The sequence below is a fragment of the Anaerostipes caccae L1-92 genome (assembly GCF_014467075.1).
Lineage (GTDB): Bacteria > Bacillota > Clostridia > Lachnospirales > Lachnospiraceae > Anaerostipes > Anaerostipes caccae.
The window spans coordinates 999327-1014760 of sequence record NZ_AP023027.1; the positions used below are offsets into that span (position 1 = coordinate 999327).

11 protein-coding genes and 2 tRNA genes are annotated in these 15434 nt (G+C 47.3%); all 13 read left to right on the forward strand.

Annotated elements, in window-relative coordinates; all coding sequences use genetic code 11:
- Position 1 precedes the first annotated feature (1 nt).
- Entirely contained in the window at positions 2-145 is a 144-nt protein-coding gene (gene scfA, locus ANCC_RS04965) for a six-cysteine ranthipeptide SCIFF (protein ID WP_006566408.1), read from the forward strand.
- An 89-nt stretch (positions 146-234) separates the two neighbouring features.
- Complete coding sequence (scfB, locus tag ANCC_RS04970) at positions 235-1596, forward strand: thioether cross-link-forming SCIFF peptide maturase (RefSeq protein WP_039946468.1); 1362 nt, start codon at positions 235-237, stop codon at positions 1594-1596.
- A gap of 15 nt (positions 1597-1611) precedes the next feature.
- Entirely contained in the window at positions 1612-3873 is a 2262-nt protein-coding gene (locus ANCC_RS04975; protein ID WP_006566406.1) for a protein translocase subunit SecDF, read from the forward strand.
- A gap of 78 nt (positions 3874-3951) precedes the next feature.
- Complete coding sequence (gene recJ / locus ANCC_RS04980; protein WP_006566405.1) at positions 3952-5676, forward strand: single-stranded-DNA-specific exonuclease RecJ; 1725 nt, start codon at positions 3952-3954, stop codon at positions 5674-5676.
- Positions 5677-5687: 11 nt separating this feature from the next.
- Complete coding sequence (locus ANCC_RS04985) at positions 5688-6515, forward strand: Cof-type HAD-IIB family hydrolase (RefSeq protein ID WP_006566404.1); 828 nt, start codon at positions 5688-5690, stop codon at positions 6513-6515.
- 16 nt (positions 6516-6531) lie between these two features.
- A complete protein-coding gene (locus ANCC_RS04990) occupies positions 6532-7668 on the forward strand; it encodes an exonuclease SbcCD subunit D (RefSeq protein ID WP_006566403.1) in 1137 nt (378 codons plus the stop codon).
- Complete coding sequence (locus ANCC_RS04995) at positions 7665-10196, forward strand: AAA family ATPase (protein WP_006566402.1); 2532 nt, start codon at positions 7665-7667, stop codon at positions 10194-10196. Before ANCC_RS04990 ends, ANCC_RS04995 begins: the two co-directional genes overlap by 4 nt.
- Positions 10197-10234: 38 nt before the next feature.
- Positions 10235-11554 carry a C39 family peptidase gene (locus ANCC_RS05000; RefSeq protein ID WP_006566401.1) on the forward strand — a complete coding sequence of 440 codons (1320 nt, stop codon included), beginning with the start codon at positions 10235-10237 and terminating at the stop codon, positions 11552-11554.
- Between the two features lie 336 nt (positions 11555-11890).
- A tRNA-Val gene (locus tag ANCC_RS05005) sits at positions 11891-11963 on the forward strand.
- A 27-nt stretch (positions 11964-11990) separates the two neighbouring features.
- A tRNA-Met gene (locus ANCC_RS05010) sits at positions 11991-12064 on the forward strand.
- Between the two features lie 122 nt (positions 12065-12186).
- Positions 12187-12741: a 2-C-methyl-D-erythritol 2,4-cyclodiphosphate synthase gene (gene ispF, locus ANCC_RS05015; RefSeq protein ID WP_039947003.1), complete on the forward strand. Its 555-nt coding sequence runs from the start codon at positions 12187-12189 to the stop codon at positions 12739-12741.
- The gene (locus ANCC_RS05020) at positions 12742-13809 is read left to right on the forward strand and encodes a GNAT family N-acetyltransferase (protein WP_006568588.1); all 1068 of its coding nucleotides are present in this window, start codon (positions 12742-12744) and stop codon (positions 13807-13809) included.
- 2 nt (positions 13810-13811) lie between these two features.
- Positions 13812-15413: an MBL fold metallo-hydrolase RNA specificity domain-containing protein gene (locus tag ANCC_RS05025; protein WP_039947002.1), complete on the forward strand. Its 1602-nt coding sequence runs from the start codon at positions 13812-13814 to the stop codon at positions 15411-15413.
- Positions 15414-15434 lie beyond the last annotated feature (21 nt).

Consider the following 15434-nt stretch of genomic DNA (forward strand, 5'->3'; position numbering starts at 1 on the left):
CATGAAGCACATTAAGACTCTAACGAATAAAACATTGCAGAACACAGTAAAGAAAGGCGGATGCGGTGAGTGCCAGACATCCTGTCAGTCAGCATGCAAGACATCCTGCACCGTAGGAAACCAGAGCTGCGAACACAGCAAATAACCCACGGCGGGAAAGAGCAGAAGAATGAGAGGCGGTTCCTTTTTGAACCGTCTCTTTTCGTTAAGGACAGATAAAGGAGAAGAAGCAGCGTGGTTTATCAATACAAAAATAATGGATATAATATGGTGCTGGATGTGGAAAGCGGATCAGTCCACGTCGTGGATGATCTGAGCTATGACGTCATCGGACTTTACGGCACCCGCACTTTAAAGGAAATACAAGAAGAGCTTTCCGGATACGAAGCCGGGGAGATCGAGGAAGTCTATGAGGAAATCAGGCGTCTGGAGAGCGAAGGAGCACTCTTTACAAAGGACGAGTATGAGGATTACATAACGGAGTTCAAAAGGCGTCCAACCGTGGTCAAAGCACTCTGCCTGCATATCGCTCATGACTGTAACTTAGCGTGCAGATACTGTTTTGCTGAAGAAGGAGAATATCACGGAGATCGTTCGATGATGAGTTTCGAAGTAGGAAAACAGGCATTGGATTTCCTCGTTGAAAACTCAGGCAGCAGGAGAAACCTGGAAGTGGATTTCTTTGGAGGAGAGCCGCTGATGAACTTTGAGGTCGTAAAGCAGCTGGTGGCTTACGGCAGGTCTCTGGAGGAGAAGCACAGTAAAAAGTTCAGGTTTACTCTGACGACCAACGGCGTCCTTCTGGATGACGAAGTGATGGAGTTTGCAAACCGTGAGATGGCCAACGTGGTCCTCAGTATTGACGGGCGGAAAGAGGTCCATGATAAGATGAGGCCTACAAGAAACGGCAAGGGCAGCTACGATCTGATCATTGATAAATTTAAAAAATTTGCAGAGATGCGAAACGGAAAAAGTTATTATGTGAGAGGCACTTTCACCCATGACAACCTGGATTTTTCAAAAGATGTACTGCATCTGGCGGACGAAGGATTTGACCAGATTTCCGTGGAACCTGTGGTAGGACCCGAAGAAGAGCGGTACACGATCAAAGAAGCCGATCTTCCGAAGATCATGGAAGAATATGATCTTCTGGCAAAAGAAATCATCCGGAGGGAGAAGGAAGGAAAGGGCTTTACGTTCTTCCACTTTATGATCGATCTGACCGGAGGTCCCTGTGTGGCAAAACGCCTTTCAGGGTGCGGTTCGGGAACCGAATATCTCGCGGTGACGCCATGGGGAGATCTGTATCCGTGTCATCAGTTCGTGGGGGAAGATGAGTTCTGTGTAGGAAATGTGTTTGACGGAGTCACCCGCGGTGATATTGTCTCTGAGTTTAAGAAGACCAGTGTTTACTCGAAAGAAGACTGCCGGGAGTGCTTCGCCAGATTTTACTGCAGCGGGGGATGCAGTGCGAACTCTCATAAACTGAATGGTACGATCAACGGTACCTATGAAGTGGGCTGTCAGCTGGAGAGAAAGCGAGTGGAGTGTGCACTGATGATAAAGGCCGCATTGGCTGATCAGAGTGAAGAATAAAGGAGCAGAAAACTTATGAAGACGAACAAAAATAAGAAGGGAAGATACGCTGCCGGGATAATCCTGCTGGCCGCATTGTGTGCGTTTGGAATTTTTATCACCGCAAAAGGGCTTGGGAAAAATAAGATCGGCCGTGCAGAAAACATCGAACTGGGTCTGGATCTGGCCGGAGGAGTCAGCATTACCTATGAAGTGGACGGCAAAAATGTATCTGATAAAAACATTGACGATACGGTATACAAGCTTCAGAAACGTGTGGAAGGGTACAGTACAGAATCTGAAGTCTACCGCCAGGGTAAAAACAGAATCAACATCGAGATCCCGGGTGTGACAGACGCCAATAAGATCCTGGATGAACTGGGACAGCCGGGAACTCTGGCATTCATGGTCCAGGACGGCAAATCCATGAAGACGGTCCTGACAGGAAATAACGTCAAATCCGCAAAAGCTCAGACAACTGAGGGAGACAATGGGGCCAAGGACTATGTCGTAGCCCTGGAGTTTGACAAAAAAGGAACTAAGGCATTTGCAGATGCCACAAAGAAGAATGTGGGCAAACCCATCTATATTATATATGACAACCAGATCATCAGCGCACCGAATGTGCAGACCGTCATTACCAAAGGGGAATGCAGCATAACAGGAATGGAGAGTTATGAAGCGGCCGAAAATCTGGCATCTTCTATCCGTATTGGATCACTTCCGGTAAAATTAAAGGAACTGCGCTCCAATGTGGTTTCCGCCAAATTAGGAGTGGATGCTATTCAGACAAGTGTCAAAGCCGGCGCCATCGGATTTGCACTCGTCTGTATCCTGATGATCGCCCTGTATTATCTTCCGGGAGTGATCGCATGTCTTGCGCTGGCCATTTATGTGCTTATGACGCTGCTGGCGCTGAATGGATTCAATGTGACGCTGACCCTTCCGGGATTGGCCGGTATCATACTCGGTATCGGTATGGCTGTGGATGCCAATGTCATCATTTATTCCAGAATTAAGGAAGAAGTGGCGCTTGGCAAAAATGTGGGAACTGCGATTAAGTCAGGATTCCATAAGGCCGCATCGGCTATTATCGACGGAAACGTAACGACTCTGATTGCCGTGGCAGTCCTCTGGTTTAAGGGGACCGGAACGGTCAAGGGATTTGCTCAGACACTGGGTATGAGTGTCCTGATTTCAATGTTTACAGCTCTGGTCATCAGCAGATTTTTAGTTACCGCCGCATACAAGTTTGGCCTTAGGAGTCCGAAACTCTATGGAAAAGCGAGAGCTTTAAAAGAACGGGATTTCATCGGAGTCAGCAGACGGTGCATGGCGGCAGCGCTGCTTGTGATCGTTGTGGGTCTGGCGTTCCTTCCGATCAACAAGTCAAAGATCGGAGCACCGCTTAATTTTGATCTGGAATTTTCCGGAGGAACCTCTTCTACGATCACATTTGATAAGAGTGTGAAAGTAGATGACAGTCTCGAGAAGAAGGTCGTATCCGCTTACGAAAAAGTAAGCAAATCCACTTCAGTCCAGGGACAGAAAGTAAAAGCAAATAATCAGATGGTGATCAAGTCTGTGGAGCTGAACTTAAGCCAGCGGAAGCAGATCGAGAGCACCATGAAAAAAGATTTTAAGGCGAAATCCGTTGCCACTGAAAATATAAGTTCTACTATCAGCAATGAAATGCAGAGGGATGCGATCGTCTCCGTGGTGATCGCAAGTATCTGTATGCTGATCTATATCGCCATCCGGTTTAAGGATGTGAAATTTGGAGCCAGTGCCATCATTGCACTGCTGAATGACGTGCTTATCGTCTTTGCAGCATACTCAATCGGAAGGCTCTCCGTCGGAGGAACCTTTATCGCATGTATGCTTACGATCATCGGATACTCTATCAACTCTACCATCGTCATATTTGACCGTATCCGGGAGAATATGCAGGAGGCGGACAATACACAGCTGAAAGGCATTGTGAATAAGAGTATCATCCAGACGCTGACCAGATCCATCAACACGTCGCTCACTACGTTTATTATGGTGTTTGTGCTGTTTATTATGGGAGTGTCATCCATCCGCCAGTTTGCCCTGACTCTTATGGTCGGCGTTGTGTGCGGAGCATTTTCTTCCGTGTGTATCACGGGACCGCTCTGGTACTTTATGAAGACAGGATTTAAGAAACAGCCGGCGGCAGCTGCCATAGAAGAAAAAACAGATGTGCAGAACGGACAGGAGACTGCGTCACCAAAGCCTAAGAAAAAGAAGAAGAAAAAGAAAAAAGGAATCCGATAGAACATTTGAAAACTGTGATCAGACAAGAAGTTTGATTGCAGTTTTCTTACATCACGAGAAGGGGACAAAAAGTTACTTATGGAAAAATGGTTTATCAGCAAGAAGAAAGCAGACTTTGTCCGGATCGGAGAGAAGTTCGGCATCGATCCGGTCATAGCCAGGCTGATCCGGAACCGGGATATCACGGGAGAGGAGGAGATACGCAGGTATTTATCCGGGACGCTTTCGGATATTTCTGATCCGTTCATGATGAAGGATGCAGAGGAAGCGTGCAGACTGCTTCATCAGGCGGTCCGCGGGGGCACAAAAATCAGGATCATCTCTGACTACGATGTGGACGGGGTGATATCCAATTATATCTTGTGGAAAAGTCTCAGCGATCTCGGAGGGATTGTGGATTTTACCATTCCCGACCGCATCCAGGACGGCTACGGAATGAATTCGGAGATGGCTGTGAACGCCAAAGAAGACGGAGTCGGGCTGATCATCACCTGCGACAATGGGATTGCCGCTTTTGATCCAGTAAAAAAGGCAAAAGATCTGGGCATGGAAGTCATTGTCACGGACCATCATGAGGTTCCGTATCAAATGGAGGAAGGGAAAAAGAGGGAGAGGCTGCCTCTGGCGGATGCGGTCGTGAATCCGAAACAGGAATCGTGCGCATACCCCTATAAACAGCTCTGCGGGGCCGGGGTGGCGTTTCAGCTCATGAGAGCGCTTTATCAAATGGAGGGCAGAGAGGATAAGGACCTGGAACCGCTGCTCTGTTTTTTGGCCATCGCCACAGTCTGTGATGTGGTCGACCTTACGGAGGAAAATCGTATTTTCGTGAGAGAAGGGCTGAAGCGCATCGATATTACGGAAAATACCGGTCTGAGGGCGCTTTTAAGGGCACATAATCTGGAAGAGGCTCCGGTCAATTCTTATCATTTAGGTTTTGTTATCGGCCCGTGCATCAACGCCAGCGGAAGGTTGGAATCGGCGGAAAAGGTTTTAAGGCTGTTTCTGGAAAAGGATATGGTTACCGCAGAAGAGACGGCTCAGGAATTAAAAGAACTTAATGACCAGAGAAAAGGAATGACCAACGAGGGAGTCAAAGAAGCGCTGGATCAGATAGAACAAAATGGCTACGGGGAAGACAAGGTCCTCGTGATCTATCTTCCGGACTGCCATGAGAGCATCGCGGGGATCATTGCCGGGAGAATTAAAGACAAAGTACACAGGCCGGTTTTTGTACTGACCAAAGGAAGAGAAGGGATCAAAGGTTCCGGTCGTTCCATAGAGAATTATCACATGTTTGAAGCTATGAACGGGGTAAGGGATGTATTTTCCAGATTCGGGGGACACGCCATGGCTGCGGGGTGCTCTCTGTCAGACGAGTCGAAAGTAGAGGAGTTCCGCAGACGGATCAATGGCTGCTGTGACCTTAAAGAGGATGATTTCATAAAAAAGGTATCGATCGATGTGGATATGCCGATTGACTATATTTCTGCGGAACTGGTGCGCCAGATGGCAGTGCTGGAGCCGTTTGGGAAGGAAAATAAAAGGCCTTTGTTCGCCCACAGAAAACTTTTCATTGAAAGAATCCAGGTATTCGGCGATAATAGAAATGTAATCCGGCTGTCGCTTTTAAGTGACAGGGGAACAAGAATGACGGGCATGATCTTTGAAGAGGAAGATATATTCCGTGAAAAGATGGGAGAGGGAAAGCAGTACATCACTTGCACCTACTATCCGGATATTAACGTATACAGGGGAAATGAGAGCCTGCAGATACGGATACAGCATTACTTTTTTACATAGGGAGGACAGTTATGAGCCAGATTAAGTTGGTAACCATGGATTTAGACGGAACTTTGCTGAATGACCAGAAGCAGATTTCGGAGCATACGAGGGAAGTGCTCGAAGAAGCAGCCAGAAGAGGCGTACATATTGTGCCGGCCACAGGACGGATCTATAAAGCAATCCCTGATTTTATCAGAAATTTAGAGGGAGTCCGGTATGCCGTCTGCTGCAATGGGGCGACGATCTATGACGCTCTGGAAGATAAGATCATATACAAGAACCACATTCCGAAGGAGACAGCCTTGTCTCTGCTCAGGAAACTCACAGAATATAATTGTACCAGAGATATTTACAGAAACGGCCAGGGCTATATGGAAGGGAAATTTTATAACCATTTAGAAGATTTTGATATTAAGGGCCAGCAGAAAGACCTTATTTTAAGGACCAGACAGGAGGTCGGTGATCTGGAGGCCTATGTGGAAGAAAACAGTGACGGCATTGAAAAGATCAGTGCCTTCTTCGGTGACCTTGAGGAGAGAAAACGTGTCATGAAGGAACTGAGCGATCTGGAAATTGCCAGCGTTTCAACTGCATTGTTTAACAATGTAGAGATCACCCAGCTGGGATGTGACAAAGGAGACGGGATCACACAGTTAGCCAAACATCTCTCCATACCGATCGAGGAGACGATGGCGTGCGGAGATGCGGCCAATGACACATTTATGATCCGGGCAGCGGGATTCGGTGTAGTGATGGAAAATGGAATGGACGAACTGAAAGATATCGCAGATTTTGTTACAAAATCCAATGAGGAAGACGGAGTCGCCTATGCCATCGAGCGGTTCGTGCTGAACTAGAGGGGAACGGAAAATCATGAAGCTTTTGCATATGGCTGACCTGCATTTGGGCAAGACGGTCAATGGAATGAATTTCATAGAAGATCAGAGACATGTGCTGGCACAGGTGCTGGGACTGATGGAGAAGGAGCCCGTTGACGGGCTCCTTTTGGCAGGAGATATTTATGACCGGAGCATCCCTCCGGCAGAGGCTGTGACCTTGCTTGACTGGTTTCTGACAGGTACGGCAGAGCTTATGGTGCCTGTTTTTTTAGCGGCGGGAAATCACGATTCGGGCGAGAGGCTGGAGTTTGGACAGAAACTTTTCGGGCAGCAGAATATTTACGTGGAAGGGACATTAAGAGAAGAATTCCCTGCCATCAGACTGGAAGATGAATACGGGCCGGTCTGCCTGCATCTGCTTCCGTATTTTAAGCCTGCTGAGGCAAGGGCATTGTTTCCTGAAGACGAGATCCGCACGCATGAAGATGCCATGCGCTCTGTCCTCGCACGTCATCCTGTGGACAGAACAGAGCGGAATGTGCTGGTCACCCATCAGTTTGTCACTGGGACAGAACCCGTCACACAGTCCGACTCGGAACTGTTGCTGAGTGTGGGAGGGACAGAACAGATTTCTTATACTGTCTTTGAAGACTATGACTATACTGCGCTTGGGCACATTCACGGCCCTCAAAAAGCGGGAAGAGAGACTGTAAGATACAGCGGTTCCCTTCTTAAGTACTCTTTTTCTGAAGAATTTCACAAGAAATCTGTGACACTGGTTGAGCTGAAAGAAAAAGGCAGCATAATAGTTACGGTTTACCCGCTTAAGCCCAGACATGATATGCGCCGGATCAAAGGAAAACTTGAAGATCTTTTAGATCCGCAGGTGGTTGAAGCTGCAGACTGTGAAGACTATATCAGCGCCGTGCTGACGGACGAGGAGGAACTTGCAGATCCTATGGAGAAGCTCCGTGCCTCTTATCCGAATATTATGGAACTGAACCTGGAGAAGAGACAGAGGTCCGGCGGTGATGAGGTGTACGCCGACGTCCGTGAAAAGACACCGCTGGAACTGGGGGAATCGTTTCTTGAGCTGACCTGCGGTGAGGCAGAAGAAAAGAGGATGGAATTTCTTAAAAAACTTCTGGAGGAAGGAGGCTTGAATATATGAAGCCATTATTTCTTGAGATCAGCGCATGGGGCCCCTATGCGGGCAAAAATCAGATTGATTTTTCCAAATTCCAGGGTGGACTGTTTTTGATCACCGGGCCTACGGGCTCCGGGAAAACTACGATATTTGACGCGCTGACCTATGCTCTCTACGGGGAAGTCAGCGGAAGCGTCCGCACGAAGGAAAGCCTCAGGAGCGATTTCGCTTCACAGAAGGAAGATACCTATGTGATTCTTGAATTTACACACAGGAATGAAAAGTACCGGGTAGAGCGCCATCCGAAATACAGGAGAGCCAAAAGAAAAGGTTCGGGAACGACGGTAAAAAAAGAGGATGCCGTGCTGACTCTGCCCGATGGAACTGTAAAAGCCGGAACGTCCAAAGTCAACGAGGAGCTGTCCCGTATTCTCTCCATCGACTATGACCAGTTCCGCCAGATCTCCATGCTGGCACAGGGGGAATTTCAAAGGCTGCTCACAGCAAAGTCCAGTGACCGGGCGGAAGTATTCCGCTCTATTTTTCATACGCAGATCTATAAAAAAATCCAGGGTCTTGCAGGCGAGAAGGCGAGAGCCCTGCTTAGCGAAATACGTGAGATCACAAATCAGATGGAAGAGGCAGCTAAACTGTCGGGAGAAGATCCGGCATATGAAGAAATGAGAGAAAAGAAAGATTTTTCGGCGGTGATCACTTTTCTTGAGGACGATTATAAGGAAAAGAAACAGCTGGCATCCGAGGCTTTCTTAAACAGCAGGAATAAGAGAGAAGAGTTTGATTCGAAGAAACAGATTTTTGAACAGGCAAAGAAATTATCCGCAGAGACAGAAACTTTGGCTTCAAAGATCTGCAGTCTGGAAGAGGAATTAGGAGAGCTTAAACAAAAACGAGAGAATATCCGAAAGAAGAAGCAGGATCTTTACAGTCTAAGAGATGTGATGGATCATAAAAAGGAACGTCTCGGCGTTTTAAAGGAGATCAATGAACAGCTGGAACGATTGGGACAGCTGGAAACCGAATATGAAGAAGCCAGCCAGGAAGAATCACGGCAAATCAGGAGAACCCGAATGGCAGTTTACCAGGAATGGCTGGAAGCAGAGGGGGAGGCAAAGGCTTCCTCTGAGAAATTTAAGTGTTTCTCAGAAGAATTTGAGCAGGCTGAATGTGAGTACCGAAGGGCAGATGACTTAAGAAAAGAGGAACAGGACATCTATATGGAGATGCAGTCCGCTTATTATGCGTGCAGCATTGGCATTTTGGCAAAAGATCTAAGGGAAGGAAAACCATGTCCTGTCTGCGGTTCCACGATACACCCAAAGCCCGCCGGGATTCCTTCAGAAGCTCCGGACAGGGAGCAGCTGGAGGCACAGAAAGACCGGGCAGAAAAGGCAGAAGAGCTTTTCCGCAAATGGTATGAAAAAATGCTGAAATTGAAAGAACAGAAGAATACGGCACAGACCGAATGGAAAAGAAAACAGGAAGAGCTCGGAGAAGAACCTGAATATGAGGGGATTACGAGAGAGGAAGCCTGTTCAGCGGAGAAATTCTCCAGACAGAAGGAAGAAAACTGTCTGGCGGATATCAGAGAACAGCGGATGAAGGCAGAAGGCCGGATGAGAGCGTTTAGAGAACAGCTGGAATCGTGGGGCAGAGCGGAGGAACTAAAGGAGGAGCATCTCGCTCTTTCAAAAGAACTGGAAGAATATGATTCAGAGAATGACCGGCTGACGGCGGAGAATATCGAGTTGGAAACGGCTCTTTCCAAGACGCGGACTCTTCTGGAGGAACGCCGTGGAGAGTTTGAGGAAAGGAAGAAACAACGCGCTGAACTTGAACAGGAGAAGGTTTCAAGCGGTGATCTGGAAAATTTGGAAGGAGAGATCAAAAAAACAGAGGAGGAAAGAGAACAGCTCGCTGTGCTTGTGCATCAGAGACAGAGGGCACTTTGCTCTTTAAAAGAGAAGCAGAAAAAGAAAGAAAAGCTTGAAGAGAGTTACGGTATTGTTGGAGATGTGGACCGGCTTCTGAGCGGAAATAATGCGCTTCGTCTGACCTTTGAGCAGTTTATTCTCATTACATATTTCCGGGATATTTTAAAGGCCGCAAATATCAGGTTTGTGAAAATGACCGGAGGCCGGTATGAGATGTTTCGGAGTGAGACAGTCACGGATGCCAGAAAAAAAGATAACCTGGAAATAGAAGTGATGGATTATTATACCGGAAAGCGCAGGTCTGTAAAAACTCTCTCAGGAGGCGAGTCCTTTAAGGCGGCACTGTGCCTGGCGTTAGGACTTTCGGATATTGTCAGGAACAGCGCCGGAGGCATTCAGATCGAAGTTTTGTTTGTAGATGAGGGATTCGGTTCCCTGGACAGTGAATCCTTAGAACAAGCGGTTTCCTGTCTCCAGGAGCTCTCCGGAAAAAACAGGATGATCGGCATTATTTCCCATGTTCCGGAGCTGTCTGAGCGGATTGAAGAAAAAATCACGGTTCGTAAGAAAAATATGGGGAGTAGCATTGAGAAATTGTGAGAAAAGGATTATAATGAACTTTGGGGGATGGAGAATAAATGAGTGAGCTAAGGAGTGAATACAGAATGAACAGGCACATGAAATCCATCTGCTCTGCTGTACTATGCGGCTGCCTTGTAGTGGGCAGCAACACGTTTGCATACGGTGAAGAAGCGGCAGCAACGGCAAAGACAACAGAACAGAGCTCAGCAACAGAGCAGACAACAGCGTCCGAGAGTACATCGACAACGGCTGCACAGACCGAAGCCACGACCACGGCACAGCCGCAGGAGACGACGAAACAGGAGTCGACAACGGCGCATAAGGACCAGAAAACGACAGAAAAAAAGGACCAGACATCCAAGGCTTCAAAGAAAAAAGCAAAAAAGATCAAACAGAAAAACAAAGTCAAGAAGCTGAAAAAGAACAAGAATCTTAAGGAAGAAAAGGTAGTCTCCAACATTATCCCTAAGATCTATAATGACACGCGTCTCAGCATGAAGGATCAGAAGGAAACCATCGCAGGTTTTACCTATTTTAATCAGGGAGATTCCGCCTGGAACCAGAATGGCTACTGCATCAAGAGCAGCGGCTGCGGACCTACTGCCATGGCAGTCTGTATTACCTCGCTGACCGGCAAATGGGTAACCCCGCTTGATACGACCATCTGGGCATACGAGCATGGTTATTACAGCAATGCAGGTTCCGCCCATGAAGTCGTGCCTGCACTGGCAAAAAATTATCAGCTGGGATGCAGTGGACTCGGGACAGATTATAAGAAGATCAGGGATGCGCTTAAAAAGAAGCATCCGGTAGTCGGCCTCATGGGACCCGGTTATTTTACCAAAGGAGGACATTTTATAGCTTTGGTGGCGATCGATGACAAAGATCAGGTGACAGTTGCAGACGTGGGAAGCAGACAGCGCAGTACATACAAGTACCATTTAAAAGATGTGATCGAGCAGTCTAAATCCGCATCCGCAGGCGGCCCGTTCTGGGAGATTTATAAACCCGGAGAGAAAGAAAAAGCTGCAATGAAGGCAAAGAAAACCAAAGCAGATGCAGCTAAGCTGAAGGCACAGCTGCAGAAACAGCACCGCTATAATGACTTAAAGGCAGTCCTGTCTCAGAATCAGAGCGTTGTTGTTCCGCTGAAAAAGGGAACCATTGTGACGGAAGAAAGCTTTGTAACTCTGCTGGATATTGATTCTAAAGATCATGTGTCTGTAGAATTAAAAGAACAGGAAATCAAAGATTACTCTTTAAAGACGGTTGTGGATGAGCTGCAGACAAAGGCGATCAGCCAGACCTTCTGGGAGATGACCCATCCGATGGAAAAGAGCCAGGGACCTACGCTCTCTGATTTCTTGAAAAATTAAACAGAACAGTCAGCAAAACAGTCTGAACCGCTGAAAGACGCGGTCAGGCTGTTTTTTTGTTATTTCATAGGAAAGTTCTGCGACCTTCCCTATGAAATAACAAACGCTCCGCGGGTTGTACACAGATGCGTAAGGAATATATTTGACTACGTCAAATCGCATCTGGCACGCAAAGTTGTCAAGCCCCTCAAAGATTGAGGGGTTGGGGAGTTGAAGTAGGCTTGCCTACTTTGTTCTTGAAAGAAATCGTGAATCTGGAAACTTTTTTAAAAACTTTTCAAAAAGTTGTTGACATTTTTCGCATTATTTTATATACTAATTTTTGTCGCGAGACAAGGGATCATAGCTCAGCTGGGAGAGCATCTGCCTTACAAGCAGAGGGTCATAGGTTCGAGCCCTATTGGTCCCATTCTTTATGCGGAATGCATAAAGATATGGCGATGTAGCTCAGTTGGCTAGAGCATACGGTTCATACCCGTAGTGTCAGCAGTTCGAATCTGCTCATCGCTATGAAAAGGCATGTTTTTTAAGGACATGCCTTTTTTTTGTATCTTGCGCGGAATTATATTATAATAAAGAAAATGAGATATTCTATATAGATGACAGAAAAATGTGAAAGTGAGGCATGGGATATGAGAGTTGGAATGGGATATGATGTGCATAAGCTGGCAGAAGGCCGCCCTTTAATTTTAGGAGGTGTGCATGTTCCATACGAAAAAGGACTGTTAGGCCATTCAGATGCAGATGTGCTTCTGCATGCCATCTGTGACGCACTGCTTGGAGCCGCGGCTCTGGGGGATATCGGCCGGCATTTTCCGGATACAGACCCAGAATATAAAGGTGCAGACAGCATGGAACTGTTAAAGAAGGTCAGGGAACTGGTGGAGAAAGAGTGTTATCTGATTGAAAATGTAGATGCCACTGTGATCGCACAGAAGCCAAAGCTGGCGCCCTATATCGAAGAGATGAGAGAGAAGATCGCGGAGACACTCGGAGTCGGAAGAAAACAGATCAACGTAAAGGCAACCACGGAAGAACATCTGGGATTTACCGGGGAAGGACTTGGGATCAGCGCCCAGGCAGTCTGCATGCTGACCACCGTAGATAATTATATCTATGAAGACGTCTTAAGGCCCGGCGCACAGACCGGATGTCAGGGATGCCAGGGATGCCGGAAAGGGGAATAGATGGAACTTGTTTATGACGACAAAAGCCACAGGGATCTGATTTTTCAGATGTATCAGGATATTTTTAAGGACCCTGAAAAGTTTGCAGAATATTATTTTGACGTAATCTATCCTAAAAATCAGGTGCTCATGGCATGGGAGGGCAGCCGGCTGAAAGGGATGATTCATCTGAATCCGTATCGTATGAAAATTTCAGATAAGGAGTTTGACGCCCATTATATCGTTGCTGTGGCCACAAGGAAAGAAATGCGGAGACAAGGCATCATGCGAAAAATGCTTCACAGAGTTCTCAATGATATGGCAGAGCGCAATGAGCCGTTCACATATCTGATTCCTGCCGATAAGGCTTACTATGAACCCTTTGACTTTGTATTTGTGATGGACTGGACAGAGACAAAGATCACAGGGGAAGAGGGTGAGGCTACAGGCTCCCTGGAACCGTTTCGGGAAGATGATACGCAGGAAGTTCTCCGGTTCTTAAACCGGCAGATCCGTTCATATGATATTTATACGGTGTTAAACCCGGATTATTTAAAACAGGCGGCAAAGGAAGCAAAAAGCCAGGACGGAGACCTGATGGTGTTTAGAGAACACGGTGAGATAGCCGGAGTCTTTGCATACGGAAAAGAAAACGATACCATATATGTACGGCTGGGATTCGGGACAGAGGAAAAAAGATTTTTAGAGATGATCAGCCGCACATTTCCCGGCAGTAAAATCGAGATATCGGCGGGCTGTGTGAAACGGGGAAAAAAGGTGCCGAAGATCATGTTCAGGATTACATCTCTTGAGGCGCTGTGCCGCTGCCTGAGAAGCAGAAAAAAAATAGAATTTGTTCTTACCGTGACGGACCCTGTGATCGGGAAGAATAACGGAACTTTCCTATTTTCCGCCTCAAAAGACGGGACAGAAATCCGTCCTTCATCCAAAAAAGCCGAGGGTGAACTGTCGATCGGAGATTTTTCGAAAGCAGTATTTGGATACGGCGGGGAGGATGTATTGGAGAGGCATCCGTTTCTGAGAGAACTGATACCATTGGACGCCGTATATATTACCGAGGAGGTATGACTATGAAATTAATGTTTATCGGAGCAGACCATGAAGTAACGGGCAGCTGTCATTACGTGGAGGCGTGCGGGAAGCGTTTTTTGGTTGACTATGGAATGGAGCAGGGAAAGAATGTTTATGAGAATGCGGAACTTCCGGTAAATCCGTCAGAAATTGATTTTGTGCTGCTGACCCATGCCCATATTGATCATTCGGGACTGCTTCCGCTGTTATATGCCAATGGCTTCAGGGGCAGTGTCATTGCCACAAAAGCCACCAAAGATCTCTGTGATATCATGCTCCGTGACAGCGCCCACATTCAGGAGTTTGAGGCGGAGTGGAAGAACCGGAAGGCCAGACGGTCAGGGAAGCCGGAAGAGCCTCCTCTGTATACGATGGATGACGCGGTAAGTGTTATGGAGCAGTTCAAGGGCTGTCAGTATAACGAGAAATTAGAAGTGAGCCGGGGTATCAGCGTACGTTTTACAGATATAGGACATCTGCTCGGTTCAGCCAGCATTGAGGTATGGCTCACTGAGGCGGACACCCAGAAAAAGATTGTCTTCTCCGGTGATATCGGAAATAATAATCAGCCTCTGATCAAAGACCCCCATTATACGGAGAGTGCAGATTATGTGGTGATGGAATCTACCTACGGAGACCGTTTTCATGAGAGTCATCCCGATTATGTCGGAGAACTTGCCGGTTTGATTCAAAAGACCTTTGACCGGGGCGGAAATGTGGTGATCCCGTCATTTGCGGTGGGAAGGACCCAGGAGCTTCTGTACTATATCCGCCAGATCAAAGAGGAGCGCAGGGTGAAGAACCACGGGGATTTTGCCGTGTATGTAGACAGTCCTCTTGCAGTGGAGGCCACCAACGTTTTTCAGGAAAACATACATGACACATTTGATGAGGATGCCATGGCGCTGATCAATCAGGGCATCAATCCGATCACTTTCTCCAATCTGAAATTATCCATCACAAGCAATGATTCCAAGGCGATCAATTTTGATGAAGAACGGAAGGTGATCATCTCCGCTTCCGGAATGTGTGAGGCGGGAAGGATACGGCATCATTTAAAGCATAATCTGTGGAAGCCTGAAAATACGATTGTGTTTGTCGGATACCAGGCTTACGGCACGTTGGGCCGTGCTCTTGTGGAAGGGGCAAAAGAAGTCCGGCTGTTCGGTGAGACCATCAAAGTGGAAGCCGATGTGGTGCGCCTGGAAGGAATGAGCGGACATGCGGACAAAAAAGGACTCTCTGTGTGGGCGGAGGCTTTTAAAGACCAGCCTGAAAAATTTTTCATCGTTCACGGAGAGGATGAGACCTGTGACAGCTTTGCCCAATACCTGGAAAGTGAATGCGGCAGGAAGGCAGAAGCACCGTACAGCGGGGATATTTTTGATCTGGCTGCAGGAGAGTGGGAGCTCAGGGTTGCGCCGAAGAAAGTGCCGGAAAGCAGGAAGGGCACGAGAAGAGCCAATGCTGTATTTGCAAGGCTGCTGGCTGCAGGCGAGCGCTTGATGTCTGTTATACGGAAAAGTGAGGGCGGGGCCAACAAGGATCTGGCCAGATTTGCGGATCAGATCAATGCTCTCTGTGACAAATGGGAGCGATGAAAGTATAAGAGCATTAGATGT

What these genes read in the sequence shown, in the direction of transcription:
- ispF (WP_039947003.1), top strand. Translation starts at nt 12,187, where the DNA reads ATGAGAGTTGGAATGGGATATGATGTGCATAAGCTGGCAGAAGGCCGC.
- ANCC_RS04985 (WP_006566404.1), top strand. Translation starts at nt 5,688, where the DNA reads ATGAGCCAGATTAAGTTGGTAACCATGGATTTAGACGGAACTTTGCTG.
- ANCC_RS05000 (WP_006566401.1), top strand. Translation starts at nt 10,235, where the DNA reads ATGAGTGAGCTAAGGAGTGAATACAGAATGAACAGGCACATGAAATCC.
- ANCC_RS04990 (WP_006566403.1), top strand. Translation starts at nt 6,532, where the DNA reads ATGAAGCTTTTGCATATGGCTGACCTGCATTTGGGCAAGACGGTCAAT.
- ANCC_RS04975 (WP_006566406.1), top strand. Translation starts at nt 1,612, where the DNA reads ATGAAGACGAACAAAAATAAGAAGGGAAGATACGCTGCCGGGATAATC.
- recJ (WP_006566405.1), top strand. Translation starts at nt 3,952, where the DNA reads ATGGAAAAATGGTTTATCAGCAAGAAGAAAGCAGACTTTGTCCGGATC.
- ANCC_RS05020 (WP_006568588.1), top strand. Translation starts at nt 12,742, where the DNA reads ATGGAACTTGTTTATGACGACAAAAGCCACAGGGATCTGATTTTTCAG.
- scfA (WP_006566408.1), top strand. Translation starts at nt 2, where the DNA reads ATGAAGCACATTAAGACTCTAACGAATAAAACATTGCAGAACACAGTA.
- ANCC_RS04995 (WP_006566402.1), top strand. Translation starts at nt 7,665, where the DNA reads ATGAAGCCATTATTTCTTGAGATCAGCGCATGGGGCCCCTATGCGGGC.
- ANCC_RS05025 (WP_039947002.1), top strand. Translation starts at nt 13,812, where the DNA reads ATGAAATTAATGTTTATCGGAGCAGACCATGAAGTAACGGGCAGCTGT.